We start from the raw sequence: 16,703 nt of genomic DNA, 5'->3' as shown, positions 1-16,703 counted from the left end.
CCCAAGAAAGCGATTAACAAAAAATAACATTTTAGTTTAACCATATAAGCTATGTAAGTCCATTTAAGTTTTTAAAACTTATATTTTCTTATATAACTTATATGGTTTTCTTTTAAAATACAGTTTAGCTTTTCACTTCTCCCATTTCACATTCAATACAATTCAATAATTAAGCATTAAACCAAATCCCCAACCCATATCACTATCATAATGTGTAGAGATTCCTGCGTTTTTGGTCAGAATATATTTTAAACCTCCCATATATTCTTTATCTGTATTTACCATAAAAGCCATTCGTATTCTTGGCGAAATCGGAATATCCTCTCGGGATAATTGAAATCTAACATTTCCATCTGTAAAAACTTCGGCTTGAGCAATAACCAGCCACGGCAATGTATAATCGGCACCAATACTTAATACGGAACGATTGTCTTTGGTATTTTTTTGTCCGAAGATATTTTTCTCAACCTCATCATGTCCAAATTTTCTATAACGCCAATCAAATCCTATAAATGGCATAAACCATTGATTTTTGCCAATATAACGTCCGATATGAGTTTCGGTTTCATAACCATGCCTATCATTATATCCTAATCTCCACTCGGTACCAAAACTCCAACGTGCATTTTGTATCATTGCACGACCATCATTTCCATTAGTAGCAAAATCATTCTCTGCCATAATATGACTCATATTACTTTCTTTTTGCAATTCTCTGTATGCCCATTCTTTATCTGGCAATAACGGATTTGGTGGGGAGTTCTCATAACTAAAAACACGATTCATTCCTGCCATCATGTGATACAAAATATGGCAATGAAAAAACCAATCTCCATCGGCATTTGCACTAAACTCAATCGTATCGGTTTCCATTGGCATAATATCCAATACATTTTTTAATGGAGAATATTCGCCTTGTCCATTTAATACTCTAAAATCATGACCGTGTAAATGCATTGGATGTCGCATCATCGAATTATTGTACAATACGATTCGTAATGTCTCTCCTTTTTTAATTAATATCTTATCGGATTCAGACAATACTTTATTATCCATACTCCATAAATAGCGATTCATGTTTCCTGTTAACTCAAAACGTAATTCTCTAACGGGAGCATCTTTAGGCAATGTTGTTACCGTAGGCGATTTAAGCATACTGTAATTTAATGTTACAATGTCTGTAGAACTCGCTTCCATTTGATGGGTTGAATGATCCATTTTTTCTCCGTCGGCCATTTTCATCGGTTCTTCGGGAGTATGTTTCATTTCTTTTGATGCACTTCCTGTAATTTCAGGATACATTACGGCATTCATATCCATTTTTTGTAAGCTCATGCCCATTCCCATCTCGTTCATGGTTCCGTCCATGTTCATCATGCCGTTCATCATTTTCATTCCCTCAAAATAATCGAGTTTTGGCAACGGGCTTGTTAATTGTTTTATACCAGTTCCTAAATAAATCGACGTTGATTTTGTTCGATCCTCCGGCGTAGCCAAAAATTCAAAAGCAGTATCATCGGCAGGAATTGTTACCACGACATCATACGTTTCGGATACACCTATAATCAATCTATCAACTTCAACAGGAACTACGTCGTTTCCATCATTGGCTACGACCGTAATTTTTCCTCCGGCGTATGTAAGCCAAAAATAAGACGAAGCACCTCCATTAGAAATTCTCAGTCTAACTTTATCTCCCGCTTTAAATGGACCTGGAAATTCATTTTCTTTTTTACCGTTAATTAAAAATGCATCATAATACACATCGCTTACATCCATTGCCATCATACGTTTCCATTCGTTATTGACTTTGGTTTTAAAATGACCTGCTTTTATTGCTTCGGTATAACTTTGGGTTGTTCCTTTTTTAATCGCAAACCAGTCCGAAGCATTATGTAACATTCGGTGTACATTATCTGGATTGTAATCTGTCCATTCGCTTATCATCACAGGGATTGTAGGCAAATCATCGATTCCTTTTCTAAAATCGGAATCATCTGTTTTCTTCTTCATTATCAAAGAACCATACATCCCAATTTGCTCCTGCAAACCACTATGACTATGATACCAATGTGTACCATTTTGGATAACAGGAAATTTATACACATAAGTTTCCCCTGGCTTTATAGGCATTTGTGTAAGAAAAGGAACTCCATCTTCCTGATTTGGCAAAAAGATACCGTGCCAATGCAAAGATGTACTTTCCTTTAACTGATTATGCACATGAATTTCGGCGATATCTCCCTCGGTAAAAGTAAGTGTCGGCATCGGGATTTGTCCATTTACTGCAATTGCTCTTTTGGACTTTCCTGTAAAATTCACCAACGTATCTTTTACGTATAAATCATACCTCACAATTTTTTGTGCAGTCGTGCTTATCGCAAAAAGCAACAATATGAGTATTGAATAAATTTTCATTTTTTAGTTTTTAAAGTTTTAAACTTCTCAATCGCAATGCATTCACAATAACAGATACAGAACTAAAACTCATTGCCAAAGCAGCAATCATAGGAGAAAGCAATATTCCGAAAAACGGATATAAAACTCCCGCAGCAACAGGCACACCTAATACGTTGTATATAAAAGCAAAGAATAGATTTTGTTTGATGTTTGCCATTACAGCGTGGCTCAGGTTTTTTGCTTTTACAATTCCTTGCAAATCTCCTTTTACCAAAGTAATCTTGGCACTTTCTATCGCAACATCGGTTCCTGTTCCCATCGCAATCCCAATATCCGATTGTGCCAAAGCAGGCGCATCGTTTATACCATCTCCCGCCATGGCTACAATTTTTCCTTCGGCTTGTAATTTCTCAATTACTTTTAGTTTATCTTCTGGCAAACAACCTGCCTGAAATGAAGTTAAGTGCAATTCGTCGGCAACCGCTTTAGCAGTATTTATATTATCTCCCGTAAGCATAATTACCTCAACTCCTTGTCGCATTAATTCTTTTATAGCGGCAGCACTGGTTGCTTTTATAGCATCGGTTATGGTAACAAATCCTACTACATTTTTATCTACAGCGATATAAGAAACTGTTTTTCCTAATTTTTGTTCAGCAATAATTTTCTCTTCAATAGCTCCAGAAACAATTACTCCTACTTGCTCCATTAATTTTTTATTCCCTAATGCAACCTTTTTATCAATCGCAGTTCCAATAACTCCTTTTCCTGCAATGTTTTCAAAATCATCTACTTTTGTCAAAGAGATATTTTTAGCTTTTGCAAATTTTACTACGGCTTCCGCCAAAGGATGTTCGCTATACTGATTTAAAGAAGCAATGTATTGTAACAGTTCATCCTCTGAATATTGTAGCGCAACAATTTTCTCTACCGAAGGTTTTCCTTCTGTAATTGTTCCCGTTTTATCAGTAATCAGAACATTTACTTTGTCCATTTTTTCTAAAGCTTCTGCATTTTTTATCAGAATTCCCGATTGGGCTCCTTTTCCAACTCCTACCATTACAGACATTGGTGTTGCTAAACCCAATGCACACGGACAAGCAATTATCAATACTGCAATTGCATTAATAAAGCCGTAAACCATTGCTGGTTCTGGACCAAATTTTGCCCAGATAAAAAAGGTAAGTATCGAAATAATAACAACAATTGGCACAAAGTATTTAGCAATACTATCGGCTAGTTTCTGGATTGGTGCTCTGGAACGACTGGCATTATTTACCATTTGTATAATTTGCGAAAGCAAAGTTTCTGAACCTACTTTTTCGGCAATCATAACAAATGATTTGTTTCCGTTTATAGTTCCCGAAGACACCACATCACCTACTTTTTTATCAACAGGAATAGGCTCTCCAGTAATCATCGATTCGTCTATCGTGCTTTCTCCATCGGTAATTTTTCCGTCTACAGGAATTTTATCTCCGGGTTTTACTCTAAGTAAATCTCCTTTTTTAATATCGTGAATTGCAATTACTTTATCGACTCCATCAATTACCAGAGTCGCTTCTGTAGGAGCAAGTTTTAATAATTCTTTTATAGCACCACTAGTCTGGCTATGTGCTCTTGCTTCTAGCAATTGCCCTAATAAAACCAGTGTAATAATTACTGTTGCAGCTTCAAAATAAAGATGAATTGTTCCGTGTCCCGATTTAAATTCTTCTGGAAATATATCAGGAAAAAACATTCCTACGATACTAAATAAAAATGCCATCCCAGTACCAATCGCGATAAGGGTAAACATATTTAAGTTCCAAGTCACAATTGATTTCCATCCGCGAACGAAAAACATCCAACCTGCATAAAAAATTACAGGAAGCGAGAAAAGCAGTTGCACCCAATTCCATTTCCCAACATCCATTATTTTTAGCAAAGGATTATCATGCATCATTTCTATCATGGCAATAAAAAAGATAGGAACAGTAAAGAGTATTGCAATTTTCATTTTTCGCAATAACTCTTTATAGACCTTATTCTCTTCGCTATCTGTTGGTTCCATTGGCACTAAATCCATACCGCAAATTGGGCATGAACCTGGTATATTACTTATAACCTCTGGATGCATTGGGCATGTATATTGCTGAACCTGAATAGCTGCTGGCTCTTGTATTAAATCCATTCCGCACACAGGACAATCTCCAGCTTTATCATACATTTTATCGCCTTCACAATGCATCGGGCAATAGTATTTTCCTCCTGCATGATTATGCGGTACAACTTCTTTTTTATGCTCATGTTTATGTCCGTCAGCACTGCAACACGATTTCTCGGCTGGCTTTTCGTGTGCCTGAACTGTTACTGGTTCTTGTACTAAATGCATTCCGCACACAGGACAATCTCCAGCTTTGTCATACATTTTACCCCCTTCGCAATGCATCGGACAATAGTATTTTCCTCCAGCATGATTATGCGGTACAGCTTCTTTTTTATGCTCATGTTTATGTCCGTCAGCACTACAGCATGATTTCTCGGCTGGCTTTTCGTGTCCATGATTCATAGTCATTTCAATGGTGTACTTTCCAACCGCAGTTAATGCTTCTTGCAGTTGCTCCGTCGGAATATGCTTTTCCATCGTAATCGTTGCCAATGGTGGTTCCAAAGTAACACGTGCCTCGATTCCATCGATAGCATTTAATGTTTTTTCTACTTTAGTACGACATCCATCGCAAGTCATTCCTGTGATTGTATAAGTATGAGTCATTGCTTTATTTTTTTTATGAATTTTTCTTTAACAAATTTCTAAAATAACGCTTCAATAAGCTTGTACAATTTTGGTTATGATTTATAAGATTTACAAATCCTCTATTTGTTTTCGCTTTTTGTCTTTCAACTTTTTATAATAACTTGGTGAAAATCCTGTTACTTTTTTAAATTGATTACTCAAATGTGCCACACTACTATATTGAAGCTGATAAGCAATTTCGCTCAGACTTAATTCATCGTATATAAGTAACTCTTTTACCTTTTCTATTTTCTGAGAGATAAAATATTTTTCAATAGTTGTCCCTTCTACTTCCGTAAAAAGATTACTTAACGAGTTATAATCATGTTGTAAATTAGTCGATAAATAATGGGATAAATTAGTGCTGAGGTCGTTATTTTTATAATGAACCAATTCGATGATTAAGGTTTTAGTTTTCTCAATAGTCAAACTTTTTTTATCATCTATAAGTTCAAAACCCAAAGAATGCAAGACATTTACTAAATCTTCTTTTAAAGAATTTATCTCTTTTTCTTCTATTTCTACCTCACCCAGTTCTACTGCAATCGGATGAAGCCCGAGTTTTTCCAACTCCGACTTCACGACCATTTTACAGCGACTGCAAACCATGTTTTTAATGTATAGCTTCATTTACTTGATAGTTTCTACAGTACTACCACAGCTCAACATTTTCGAACCATAATATGGGTTTTTAATGGTACTTTCTTTACTCAACCAGTTTGCACCTTTTCCGTTATTTGCCATTGGGCAAAACTGATAATATGTTGGTGTATCCCCTTTTGAAACTTTTAATAACGCATATACATTTTTAGATAATGTCCCAAAATGATCTCTTTGGTGTATTGCATCTTTTGTATCAGCAATATGCTCGGCATCTTCTTTTAAGTCTTTCAAAACTTTCATCCAAACCATGTGAACATCCATTGGTAAACTTTCCATTTTTACTCCATCAATGGCTGTTACTAATGTTTTGGCTTTCGCCGAAGCAGTAGCACCGTCTGTTTTTACCAATGCATCTTTGATTCCGAAATACGCATCAAAAACTGGTTTTAGAATATTTGCTTTTTGATCCACATCCGAAGAAGTCATTTCGTGACCAGAATGCGCTTCATGGTTCATTTTCTCAGCAGGAACAACCATTGCCATTTTTTTATTATTTCGCTCATATTGGCAACATTCAGGAAGTTTAGCATACGCATCATTTGGTGCTAAAAACTCATTGCTATCATATCCCGCTAAAGCAATACGTTTTAATATCTCCTCTTTGTTTGTTTTGGTGGCATCATAAGTAAGCGTTGCCATTTTAGAATCTTTATTCCAATCTACTTCGGCACTATTTTTTAAGTTACCTGCTTTCTCGATTGTTTTTTTACACATTTCGCAATTACCAAATATTTTTACAGTTTCGGTTTTTGCGTTTTTTATTTTTGCATCACATGCAGTGAATGATAACAATGCAACGATTGCTACCAATAAAGTTTTTATCGATTTCATTTTTTTATAGATTATCTGTCAAGAATGTAAAACTCCTGAACGTTATTTGATATTTATTTTTTGAATACTTAAAGTTAACATTTTCTATTAGACGCACTTATGGCTATCACAGAAAACTTTTAGCTTATTTTTGGCGGAGACCAGATACTATAAAAGCCTGAAGATAAAGCGGCTTCATGAGACTGAAAGAATTGTTTTTTATTCGAAAAATTAAAACAATTTAATGTAGTTTCATTCCATTTTTCGGAAGTAAACATCGAAATAACTGTAACACAACGGCAATTAGAATGATTGCATTTATCGGCACAACCATCTTTTCCTTTTTTATTAGAGCTTGAATCACAACAACCATCAGTTGATTTTGTTTGCGATTTTTCGGTTGTATGCTTCTTTTTTTCAGATTTCATACCGCACGCTTCTACTTGCGTTGGCATCAAAAAGAAACCAAGCAAGAAAACAAAAAATAATATGTGCGTTTTTGAAATCATCTAAAATTTTGAAATTCAAAGATACAATATATTTTTTTTAATGATAAAATTATGTGGTTGCTGTGAAAATGGAACGCGGATGACGCGGATTTACTAAAGTAAAGACGCGGATAAAAACGGATTTTTAAAGTAATCCGTAAAGAAAAAAAATCAGTTTTAATCCGTGTTTTCGCGATAGCGAATCCGTATCATCCGTGTTCCATTTTTTTTAGATAATCAAAAGAAACACAATACAATTTGAGGTTAAAAAAATTAAACCTCTATCGTAATAACATCTTTAAGTTTTGTAGAGAATTTGGGAGATAGTCTTTCTTGTTTCATTTTCCATTGTCTGCCTAATGATTGTACTCCAAATTTGACTTTGTTATCGCCATAACTTAAATTCATCTTATCGATAACACTCATCAATGGCTGGTGTTTCGGGTTGGATGTACTAAATAAATTAAGTTGCGTTTCGTCATTTGGCGTTAAGCCCATAACAACAACTCCGGCTCTTTTATAGGAATATCCGGTTTTATAAATTTCCTTTAATCCTCTTTGTGCGGCTTGATTTAGCTCGATTGTGGAGTTGGTCGGAAAGTCGGTATTTATAGTAATACTACGCGAATATTGCGATTGGTCGTTTGCTAAATAATTTGTCTGGATAAAAACTGTTACCATATTGCAATGGCAACCTTGGCGTCTTAATTTTTCGGCACACGAAGCTGTAAAGGTGCTTACTCGTTCCGAAATCTCATCGTAAGTAGCATATTTAGTTTCGAATGAGCGTGTAGTCGCAATCATTTTTTTATTTCGAGGTGCTTCTAAATCTAATGTTGGTTTTCCCTCTAACTCATGTTTTAGCCGAAGTCCCACAACAGCCATTTCTTTACGCACCCAGGCATCAGATAATTGTGTAAACTGATAAGCAGTCAGGATATTTTTTTGTTTCAGACGTTTGGCATGCTTTCTTCCTATTCCCCAAACATCTTCTATTTTTGTCCATTTTAGTGCTTTGATTCTTTTCTCATCGGTATCAATCGAATACACATTTTGAGTTCTTTCGGCAAATTTCCTGGCAATTTTATTTGCCACTTTTGCCAAAGCTTTCGTTGGTGCAAAACCTACACTTACTGGAATTCCTGTACCTCTTGTAATCTTTTTTCGCATGTCGAGTCCCAAATTATGTAAATCGAATAATTCGAAACCTGAGAATTTCAAGAAAGCTTCGTCGATACTATACAGTTCAATATCGGGAGTATACGTTCTAAGCATATTCATTACCCGATTGCTCATATCGCCATACAAAGCATAATTAGAAGAATACACATAAATATTCTTTTCTTTAAACAATGCTTCAAATTTAAATGCGGGCGCTCCCATCGGAACTCCTGCTAACTTTGCTTCATCAGAACGCGCAATAACGCAACCATCATTATTAGAAAGGATAACGACTGGTTTTCCTATCAAATGTGGTTCGAATACCCTTTGGCAAGAGGCATAAAAATTATTACAATCGACTAAAGCAAACATTGTTTATTTATTTTTGAAACTATTCTTTCTCTCTGTGTGTTGAGACGCACTGCGGTGCGCCTCTACGATTCCTGGATTGCGGATTTTTTTAACCACAAATTACACGAATTTTCACAAATTATATCTTTGTCAAAGTTTTGAAATTTGACAAAGATTGCGTCAAAAAATTCGTTTTTTTCAGCGTTTTTACGGAATAAATCCATTTAATCCACGTTCTATTTCAATACAATTAAAAAGATTTTATCGAATGAACTACAATTCCCCAAATTAAAAGTTCATTTTCGGCTGTCACTTTTATAGGTTCGTAATCTTCATTTTCGGCGATAAGCCAAACGATATCTTTTTCTATTTTAATGCGTTTTACAGTGAATTTACCATCGACTTGGCAAACTGCAATTTTGTTATTTTGTGGTTCTAAACTTTTATCAATAATCAACAAATCACCATCATTTATTCCAACATCTTTCATGGAATGCCCTTTTACTTTGGCAAAAAAAGTAGTGTCTTTGTTTTTAATAAATTCTTTGTTGAGGTCTATCGTTAGCTCGATAAAATCATCGGCTGGAGATGGAAATCCCGCGCTAATTCCCACATCAAAAAAAGGAATTTCTAATTTTGATGAGTAATCTGGAATATAAAATTCTAGGGGTGTGTCGTCGTTATTTAAACTTCGTAATTTCATAGTTTCACAAAATTACGGAAGTTATATTTTCGCTGTTAGTATTTAACACTAAATAGTTATCAACGATACCGATCTTTAATTATTTGGCGATGTTTTCTTGCTTAATCTTCTTCGGAATTTATGATACGTATTATGGTATTTATTATGACTTGGGTATTTACGATATGAAGTAAGATTATTAAATATCAAAGCTATAATAAGCAATACTGTAACTCCTGTTAATACTGGCGAAATAACATACCAATACCCCAAATCTTTTATCTGGCTGGAACCTGTAACTGCGATAAGTGCAGTTGCTCCTCCTGGTGGATGTAATGTTTTGGTTACTTGCATACAAACAATAGAAAGTGATACTGCCAATGGTGCTGTAATCCAGATAATATCTGGCGCTAATTGTTGTACTGTTACTCCTATAATTGCCGAAATAACATGTCCTCCTACAAGGTTACGAGGTTGTGAAAACGGACTTCTGACTTCTCCATAAACCAAAACACTCGAAGCTCCAAATGAACCAATTAAGTACACTAAATCTGATCCTGTAAAATGTTGGGTTTGGGTATAAGCAATCAATCCGATACCTACAAATGAGCCTAAGAATGACCAGAATATCTCTTTAGAATTAACTAAAGTTTCTTTGTAAAGTATATATCTTGTTTTTCGGTAGCTTCTTTTTATTTTGGTAACACCCCCCATAAATTATTTTATTTTGATATGCTTGGTAAAAATGTATAAACTGTATGCGGATAAATCATTTTTGCTGTGTACTTAGAAATCAAGCAAACAACTAAGATTGGCAAAAATAAAGTGTAATCATTCGTTAGTCCGCAAACTAAGAATATTGCTGTAAATGGTGCATGAATACTAGCGCTTAAAACGGCTGCCATACCAATTACCATAAAGTTTAACGGAATTACTTGTGCATTAAAAAACGTATTTAAAACTGATGCCAAAAGCAATCCCAAAAATGCCCCGATAAAAAGACTTGGTGCAAAAACACCTCCGTCGCCACCAGAAGCCAATGTTATAGAAGTTACAATAGGTTTTAAAAGTAAGATCCCGATAAAGGTGAAAGTTAATGTAAGCGTTAACGGAATTGCCGAATTTGTAAAAATCCCATTTATTGCATGATATCCTTCTCCGTAAAGTTGTGGAAATATAAATAAGGAAACACTAAGAACAATCGAACCTAAAATGATTTTATAATAATGTGTTTCTATCTTAGAGAACTGCCCTTTAAAAAACAAAACGCAACGAGTTAAATAAACCGAATTTATTCCTGCTAGAATACCTAAAAGGATAAAATACGGAATCGCCTTTAAGTGCCAAGTTGTAATATTTACAGCAAATAATGGTCCTTCGTTTAAAATTGTAATTAACCCGAAAGCTATAGAAACTGCAATTAAATTAGAAATTATAAAAGCTCGTGTTACTTTTCTTGAAATTACTTCGACAGCAAATAAAATCCCTGCAATCGGGCTGCTAAATAGTGCCGTAACTCCTGCCGCAACTCCCGCACAAATTAATTCGGTTTTATATTGGCGAAAGATATTTTCTTTTTGTTGTGCTACCGAACCAATCGTTGCTGTTGCTACAACGGTAGAAACTTCGATTCCTGTAGAACCTCCAAAAATAACCGTCAATAATCCATTAATAAAATGTGATGGAATTTTATAATTAGGTAAGTTTTTAGATTTCGACTGGGTACTTTCAAAAACTTCTTTGATCCCTTTATTTTCTTTTTTCTTGAATAAATACTGACGCAAGAAATAAATTACCGAAAGTCCAAAAACAGGGAAAATCACATAAAAAATCGGATTTACCGTAGCTTGATGAAAAAATATTTCTTCGTAATACTCCGTTATTTTCTTGAGAGAAATTCCTAAAAATGCCGAGAGAAAACCAATTAAAACAGAAACAATAACTAATTTTCGAAATTTAATAAATTGATGATTCTTTTTGATTTGCGCCGTTTTGTTCATCAGAAGTTTGAAGTTTAAACTCACTTTTTATAAGTGGTTTGCAAATTTAGAGAAACAGAACCATATTCGATTTAAAACATACGAATATTGCATTTTTTTAACAGTAAAGTAAGAAAATTACCTTTCATAAAATTCTAACGGTAAGTCATCTGGGTCGGCGATAAAAGTAAATCTTTTTTGGGTAGTTTCGTCAATTCGTATTGCTTCATAAGCGACATTCTTTGATGCTAAAAACGCAATTGTTTCGTCTAGATCAGACACCTCAAAAGCCAAATGTCGTAAGCCTGCTCCTTCTGGTCGAGAAGTCCTTGCTGGCGGATTTGGGAACGAAAATAACTCAACAATATACTCTCCATTTAATGCCAAATCAAGTTTATACGACTGGCGTTCTTCGCGGTAAATTTCTCTGATTATAGTTAAACCCATAATCTCGGTATAAAACAATTTGGACTTATTATAATCGCTACAAATAATAGCGATATGGTGTACTTTATTTAATGAAAGCATTATTTATTATTTTCTGATTCTTGATTTAATTTTCGGATAACTTTTGCCGGATTCCCTACTGCAAGCGAATTATCAGGAATATCTTTTGTTACAACCGATCCTGCTCCTATTACGCAACCTTTCCCAATGGTTACTCCTGGGCAAATTACGGAGTTCCCTCCAATCCAGCAGTCATCTCCTATAGAAATTGGCAACGCATTTTCGAGTGTTTTTCTTAATTCTGCGTCAAGCGGATGTGTAGCCGTATAAATTTGAACATTGGGTGCAAAAAACACATTCGACCCTATAGTTACCGGAGCACAATCCAGAACAACACAATTTACATTAAAGTAAACATTATCGCCACAAGTAATATTGTATCCATAATCGCAATGAAACGGTGGTTCTATATAAAAACTCTTACCTGTATTGGGGATTAATTCTTCTAAAATTAGTTTGGCTTTTTTAGTCAAACGGTATTCTGTTACATTTAAACGATGCAGCAAATTTTTAGCTCTTCTACGATCTTTTACTAAAATTGAATCACCAGCTAAGTAGTAATCTCCTGCAATCATTTTTTCTTTTTCAGTTTTCATAAATAGTGTTACATTTTTTTCTTGGCGATTTTTTCATGAATCTTTAATGTTTCCTGCAAAGCTGCAGTTGCGTACCAAGGTATTAATTCGGCTTCAAGCAAATTTGCATTTATTGCGGGATCTGTTGCTACAAGTGCTTTTGCCTCTTCAATAGTTGCTACATTAAAAATATAAATCCCTCTATAATTTTTATCGTTCTTCATAAATGGCCCAGCTACAACTAATTTTCCTTCTTTGGCTAATTTGCCAATATTAGCCATATGTCCTTCAAATAATTTCTTGGTTTCTTCTTTGGAAGTTGTTGTATTTGTTCCAGATTTTAAAAGACAGAATACGTATTTCTTCATTCCGTAATCGTCCGCATTTAGAGATTTTGCTAAATTCTCATCAAACTTAACTTCTGTTTCCTGCGAAAATACGATAACATTCATAAATAAAAACACGAGTAATACTATTGCTTTTTTCATAAAGTGGATTATAACGTTTTGAGCATTTTTTTAAGAATAACAATTTGACCTAAATGATAAACGTCATGCTGAATGATTCCATGAATATGTTCGTAATATGTATGATTATTATTGACATATATTTTATCTAAATCGGCATCATCAAAATCATCTAAAAATGAATTCCATAATTCTTGTGATTTTGTCAGACTTTGAAGTGATTGCTCCCAAGCTGCCTCAGATGAATCTAAAACAGGTACAAAATAATTATGATCAGGAGTAGTGACTGTTTCTCCCTGAACGCGTCTTAAAATGTTTCTTCTCCATTGTATAAGATGATTGACAATTTCCCAAATCGTATTTAAATTAGGATTTATTTTCCTGTATGCCTGATCTGCACTTACATCTTTTAATGTATTTGCTAAATTAACTTCTAGCCAAGGATTTCCATTATAAATAGACTGATATAGATTTGAAATTCTTTTATTTTCTGACATAATAAATCGTTTTTTGAAATACAGAAGCTAAGATACAAATAAGTATTTTACAACTCATCCTCAAAATTCTACAATTGGGTTACTTAATATTTTAATGTTAAAATTAACAAAATATATTTGTCTCATCAAAATCAAAAAACATGAAAACCAAGTGTCTAGAATTAAATAAAAACGGAATAGGATTAAAAATCAAATCCCTTTTTACAATCTTATTTTTAGTAATAAGTTCAGTTATTTTTGCCCAAAATACACTTTCGGGAAAAGTAGTTGACGGAAAAGGAAAGCCAATCGCTGGGGCAAACATATATATAGATGGTACTTACGATGGTGCTACAAGTGCCGAAAATGGAGAGTTTTCATTTACAACCGAAACTTCAGGAAATCAAATATTAATAGTAAGTTTTTTAATTTATGAAACGTCAACTACATCAATAGATCCTGCCAATTTTAAAAATCAAATTATAAAGCTAAAGGAAAACGTAAATTCATTAGATGCCGTTGTTATTACTGCCGGAACTATGGAATCTGGCGATAAAGCCAGGGTTTCGGTTTTAAAACCTCTGGACATTGTTACCACTGCTGGTTCTGCAGGAAATATTATTGCTGCTCTACAAACCTTACCGGGAACTCAAAGTGTGGGCGAAGATGGGCGTTTATTCGTTCGTGGTGGAGAAGCCAACGAAACACAAACATTTGTTGATGGTATTAGAGTTTCTCAGCCATATGGCGCAACGGTTCAAAACTTACCTACTCGTGGTCGTTTTTCTCCTTTCTTATTTAGCGGAATTGCTTTTTCTACAGGAGGTTATTCGGCAGAATATGGCGAAGCTTTATCGAGTGTATTATTATTAAATACTCAGGATGAACCTGACCAAAATAAAACAGACATCGCTATGATGACTGTAGGATTGGGAGTGGGACATACAAAAAAATGGGATAAAAGTTCATTGAGCGTAAATGTGAGCTATATTAACCTGGCTCCTTATCAGGCGGTTATAAAACAAGATGTTGATTGGAACCAACCCTATCAATCTATATCTGGAGAAAGTGTATATCGTTATCATTTTGCTAACGGAACTCTGAAATTATATGCCGCTTTTGATACTGAAAAAATCGACCTTAACCAGAAAAACATCAATTTTGAAGATAAAATAAGAGTCAATTTAGTAAACAACAACTTTTACTTAAACACGGTATATAATGGAACATTTGGTAGTAACTGGCAAATTACTTCGGGATTGAGTTATGGGTATAGCAACAATAAGAAAGATATTGATATTGATCATTTAAACGATGATGAAAATGCTGCTCATCTTAAATTAAAATTAAAAAAGAGCCTTTCCAACAGAGTGAAACTATCATTTGGTGCTGATTATTTTATTACTAAATACAGCGAAGATTTTCAGGATAATGTAACACCTACAATTACTAATGGTTACGACTCTAACATTGCTGCTATTTATGCCGAAACTGAAATTTCGTTCTCTAGCAAACTAGCTGCAAAAGTTGGACTTAGAGCTTCTAACAATAGTTTACTTGATGAAACTGCATTAGCTCCAAGAGTTTCATTAGGATATAAAGTGGCAAAAAACAGTCAGTTTTCTCTTGCTTATGGAGACTTTACACAAACTCCAGTTGTTGATTACATCAAATATTCAAAATATCATCAGTTTGAAAGCGAAAAAGCAGCGCATTATATTTTAAACTTTCAATACAATAAAACAGGACGCACTTTTAGAGCCGAAGCCTATTACAAAGATTACAGCAATTTGGTAAAATACGACACGCAAAACATTCAATACAATTCGGTTTTTAATAACAATGGTTCTGGTTATGCTAAAGGAATCGATATATTCTGGAGAGATAGTAAATTATACAAAAATCTGGAATACTGGATTTCCTACTCCTACATTGATACCAAAAGAGATTATAAAAATTTCCCAACTAGTGTAACTCCCGATTTTGTTGCCGACCAAAACTTATCGGTTGTAACTAAATATTTTATTACCGATTGGAAATCACAAGTTGGCTTAACAAACAGTTTTAGCACCGGAAGACCTTACAACAACCCAAATGAAACAAAATTCATGAACGGAAAAACAAAATCATACAATAGTTTAAGCCTTAGCTGGGCGTATTTATTAACGACTCAAAAGATTTTATACTTCTCGGTTTCGAATGTATTAGGTACTCAAAATGTATTTGGATACGATTATGCCAAAAATCCAGATGCAACCGGAGTTTATAACCGACAAGCCGTAACGCCTACAGCAGACCGTTTTTTCTTTATTGGTTTCTTCTGGACTATTAGTGATAATAAAAATGAGAATCAGTTGAAGAATCTTTAGAGGAAAGGTACTGAGGTTCTGAGTGACAAAGGTTCAAAGGTTTTCCTCGTATTGTGTAGAAGAGGTTCTGAGAAACTAAGTGACTAAGTTTCTCAGAAGCTAAAAAACTTAGTACCTCAGAACCTTAGCCACTTAGAACCTTAAAGAAAACCTTTGAACCTTTGAACCTCTTTAAAAAAACCTTTGAACCTTCCTCAAACACTTCATCCCTAAAAATCAACAACTCAGTAACATAAAATTTAAAGAGAATAAAATCTATAATACTTTTGAAGTATAAATTAACAAACGTTTCAATCATCAAAAAATAACTAAACCTTAAAACAAGAAATCATGACAAAATTTATTACCGCGATTACATTATTTATTTGCAGTTTTTTATCTGCTCAAACTCAATTTGAACAAGGAATGGGAAAAGCTTTTGGGCTTTGGAAAGAAGGAAAAAATACGGAAGCATCTGATTTGTTTGAAAGAATCGCTGCTGCCGAAAAAACAAGCTGGTTGCCTAATTATTATGTTGCATTAGTAAATACAACATCGGCTTTTAAAACTCAAGACAAAACACAAATAGATTTATTACTTACAAAAGCGCAAAATGCATTGAATATCGAAATGATAAAAGATCAAAACAATGCGGAACTTTATGTTTTACAAGCTTTAATTTACACTGCTTGGGTTGTAGCTGATCCTATGACTAACGGAATGAAATATTCGGCTAAAACGATGGAAACATATAACAAAGCTGAAGCATTGGCTCCAGATAATCCTAGAGTTGTTTTTGGCAAAGCCGATTTTCAATTGGGTGGTGCAAAATGGACAGGAGTTGACACGAAACCTTTGTGTGCTCAGGTTGAAAAAGCTATCGGACTTTTTGCTACTTTTAAACCTGAAACTCCTTTTTCTCCAAAATGGGGTTTAGACAGAGCGCTTGAAGTTCAAAAAACTTGTAAATAAAATTTTAGCATAAAATATTGGGAAGGAAGTTAATCTGTTCGCTATTCT

General features: G+C 34.3%; 15 protein-coding genes. 2 read left to right on the top strand and 13 right to left on the bottom strand.

Annotated elements, in window-relative coordinates; genetic code table 11:
* Positions 1 to 162: 162 nt before the first annotated feature.
* The 13 genes from SHI72_RS19225 to SHI72_RS19165 form a co-directional block, all read right to left on the bottom strand.
* On the bottom strand, positions 163 to 2,418 hold the full coding sequence (locus tag SHI72_RS19225; RefSeq protein ID WP_323491068.1) for a multicopper oxidase domain-containing protein: 2,256 nt from the start codon (positions 2,416 to 2,418) through the stop codon (positions 163 to 165).
* A gap of 10 nt (positions 2,419 to 2,428) precedes the next feature.
* On the bottom strand, positions 2,429 to 5,155 hold the full coding sequence (locus tag SHI72_RS19220; protein ID WP_323491067.1) for a heavy metal translocating P-type ATPase: 2,727 nt from the start codon (positions 5,153 to 5,155) through the stop codon (positions 2,429 to 2,431).
* 90 nt (positions 5,156 to 5,245) lie between these two features.
* Positions 5,246 to 5,806 (bottom strand): helix-turn-helix domain-containing protein, encoded by a 561-nt coding sequence (locus tag SHI72_RS19215; RefSeq protein WP_039115993.1) that lies wholly within the window; start codon positions 5,804 to 5,806, stop codon positions 5,246 to 5,248.
* On the bottom strand, positions 5,807 to 6,670 hold the full coding sequence (locus SHI72_RS19210; RefSeq protein WP_323491066.1) for a DUF3347 domain-containing protein: 864 nt from the start codon (positions 6,668 to 6,670) through the stop codon (positions 5,807 to 5,809).
* 119 nt (positions 6,671 to 6,789) lie between these two features.
* A complete protein-coding gene (locus SHI72_RS19205) occupies positions 6,790 to 7,158 on the bottom strand; it encodes a hypothetical protein (protein ID WP_323491065.1) in 369 nt (122 codons plus the stop codon).
* A gap of 252 nt (positions 7,159 to 7,410) precedes the next feature.
* Positions 7,411 to 8,670, bottom strand: coding sequence for a Y-family DNA polymerase (locus tag SHI72_RS19200; RefSeq protein WP_323491064.1), 1,260 nt, complete (start codon positions 8,668 to 8,670; stop codon positions 7,411 to 7,413).
* 229 nt (positions 8,671 to 8,899) lie between these two features.
* Positions 8,900 to 9,352 (bottom strand): LexA family protein, encoded by a 453-nt coding sequence (locus tag SHI72_RS19195; protein ID WP_039115998.1) that lies wholly within the window; start codon positions 9,350 to 9,352, stop codon positions 8,900 to 8,902.
* 75 nt (positions 9,353 to 9,427) lie between these two features.
* Positions 9,428 to 10,045 carry an HPP family protein gene (locus SHI72_RS19190; protein ID WP_039115999.1) on the bottom strand — a complete coding sequence of 206 codons (618 nt, stop codon included), beginning with the start codon at positions 10,043 to 10,045 and terminating at the stop codon, positions 9,428 to 9,430.
* Between the two features lie 8 nt (positions 10,046 to 10,053).
* Entirely contained in the window at positions 10,054 to 11,331 is a 1,278-nt protein-coding gene (locus tag SHI72_RS19185; RefSeq protein WP_323491063.1) for a chloride channel protein, read from the bottom strand.
* Between the two features lie 117 nt (positions 11,332 to 11,448).
* Entirely contained in the window at positions 11,449 to 11,838 is a 390-nt protein-coding gene (locus SHI72_RS19180; RefSeq protein WP_039116000.1) for a VOC family protein, read from the bottom strand.
* Positions 11,838 to 12,413: a sugar O-acetyltransferase gene (locus SHI72_RS19175; protein ID WP_039116001.1), complete on the bottom strand. Its 576-nt coding sequence runs from the start codon at positions 12,411 to 12,413 to the stop codon at positions 11,838 to 11,840. Before SHI72_RS19175 ends, SHI72_RS19180 begins: the two co-directional genes overlap by 1 nt.
* Positions 12,414 to 12,421: 8 nt before the next feature.
* Positions 12,422 to 12,880, bottom strand: a complete 459-nt coding sequence (locus tag SHI72_RS19170) for a YciI family protein (protein WP_323491062.1) — start codon at positions 12,878 to 12,880, stop codon at positions 12,422 to 12,424.
* An 8-nt stretch (positions 12,881 to 12,888) separates the two neighbouring features.
* Entirely contained in the window at positions 12,889 to 13,356 is a 468-nt protein-coding gene (locus SHI72_RS19165) for a DinB family protein (RefSeq protein WP_323491061.1), read from the bottom strand.
* 140 nt (positions 13,357 to 13,496) lie between these two features.
* Here SHI72_RS19165 and SHI72_RS19160 point away from each other — a divergent pair, with 140 nt between their 5' ends.
* On the top strand, positions 13,497 to 15,704 hold the full coding sequence (locus SHI72_RS19160; RefSeq protein ID WP_323491060.1) for a TonB-dependent receptor: 2,208 nt from the start codon (positions 13,497 to 13,499) through the stop codon (positions 15,702 to 15,704).
* 330 nt (positions 15,705 to 16,034) lie between these two features.
* The gene (locus SHI72_RS19155) at positions 16,035 to 16,655 is read left to right on the top strand and encodes a hypothetical protein (RefSeq protein WP_039117807.1); all 621 of its coding nucleotides are present in this window, start codon (positions 16,035 to 16,037) and stop codon (positions 16,653 to 16,655) included.
* The last annotated feature ends 48 nt before the right edge of the window (positions 16,656 to 16,703 follow it).

This window comes from Flavobacterium sp. PL02 (genome assembly GCF_035013205.1).
In the GTDB taxonomy this organism is placed as follows: domain Bacteria; phylum Bacteroidota; class Bacteroidia; order Flavobacteriales; family Flavobacteriaceae; genus Flavobacterium.
The sequence above is the reverse complement of the archived record's forward strand: the minus strand, read 5'-3'. Positions and strand labels throughout refer to the sequence as shown.

Coding starts and splice junctions, on each gene's coding strand:
- SHI72_RS19155 (WP_039117807.1), top strand. CDS start 16,035: ATGACAAAATTTATTACCGCGATTACATTATTTATTTGCAGTTTTTTA.
- SHI72_RS19185 (WP_323491063.1), bottom strand. CDS start 11,331: ATGAACAAAACGGCGCAAATCAAAAAGAATCATCAATTTATTAAATTT.
- SHI72_RS19225 (WP_323491068.1), bottom strand. CDS start 2,418: ATGAAAATTTATTCAATACTCATATTGTTGCTTTTTGCGATAAGCACG.
- SHI72_RS19205 (WP_323491065.1), bottom strand. CDS start 7,158: ATGATTTCAAAAACGCACATATTATTTTTTGTTTTCTTGCTTGGTTTC.
- SHI72_RS19170 (WP_323491062.1), bottom strand. CDS start 12,880: ATGAAAAAAGCAATAGTATTACTCGTGTTTTTATTTATGAATGTTATC.
- SHI72_RS19200 (WP_323491064.1), bottom strand. CDS start 8,670: ATGTTTGCTTTAGTCGATTGTAATAATTTTTATGCCTCTTGCCAAAGG.
- SHI72_RS19210 (WP_323491066.1), bottom strand. CDS start 6,670: ATGAAATCGATAAAAACTTTATTGGTAGCAATCGTTGCATTGTTATCA.
- SHI72_RS19195 (WP_039115998.1), bottom strand. CDS start 9,352: ATGAAATTACGAAGTTTAAATAACGACGACACACCCCTAGAATTTTAT.
- SHI72_RS19180 (WP_039116000.1), bottom strand. CDS start 11,838: ATGCTTTCATTAAATAAAGTACACCATATCGCTATTATTTGTAGCGAT.
- SHI72_RS19160 (WP_323491060.1), top strand. CDS start 13,497: ATGAAAACCAAGTGTCTAGAATTAAATAAAAACGGAATAGGATTAAAA.
- SHI72_RS19215 (WP_039115993.1), bottom strand. CDS start 5,806: ATGAAGCTATACATTAAAAACATGGTTTGCAGTCGCTGTAAAATGGTC.
- SHI72_RS19175 (WP_039116001.1), bottom strand. CDS start 12,413: ATGAAAACTGAAAAAGAAAAAATGATTGCAGGAGATTACTACTTAGCT.
- SHI72_RS19165 (WP_323491061.1), bottom strand. CDS start 13,356: ATGTCAGAAAATAAAAGAATTTCAAATCTATATCAGTCTATTTATAAT.
- SHI72_RS19220 (WP_323491067.1), bottom strand. CDS start 5,155: ATGACTCATACTTATACAATCACAGGAATGACTTGCGATGGATGTCGT.
- SHI72_RS19190 (WP_039115999.1), bottom strand. CDS start 10,045: ATGGGGGGTGTTACCAAAATAAAAAGAAGCTACCGAAAAACAAGATAT.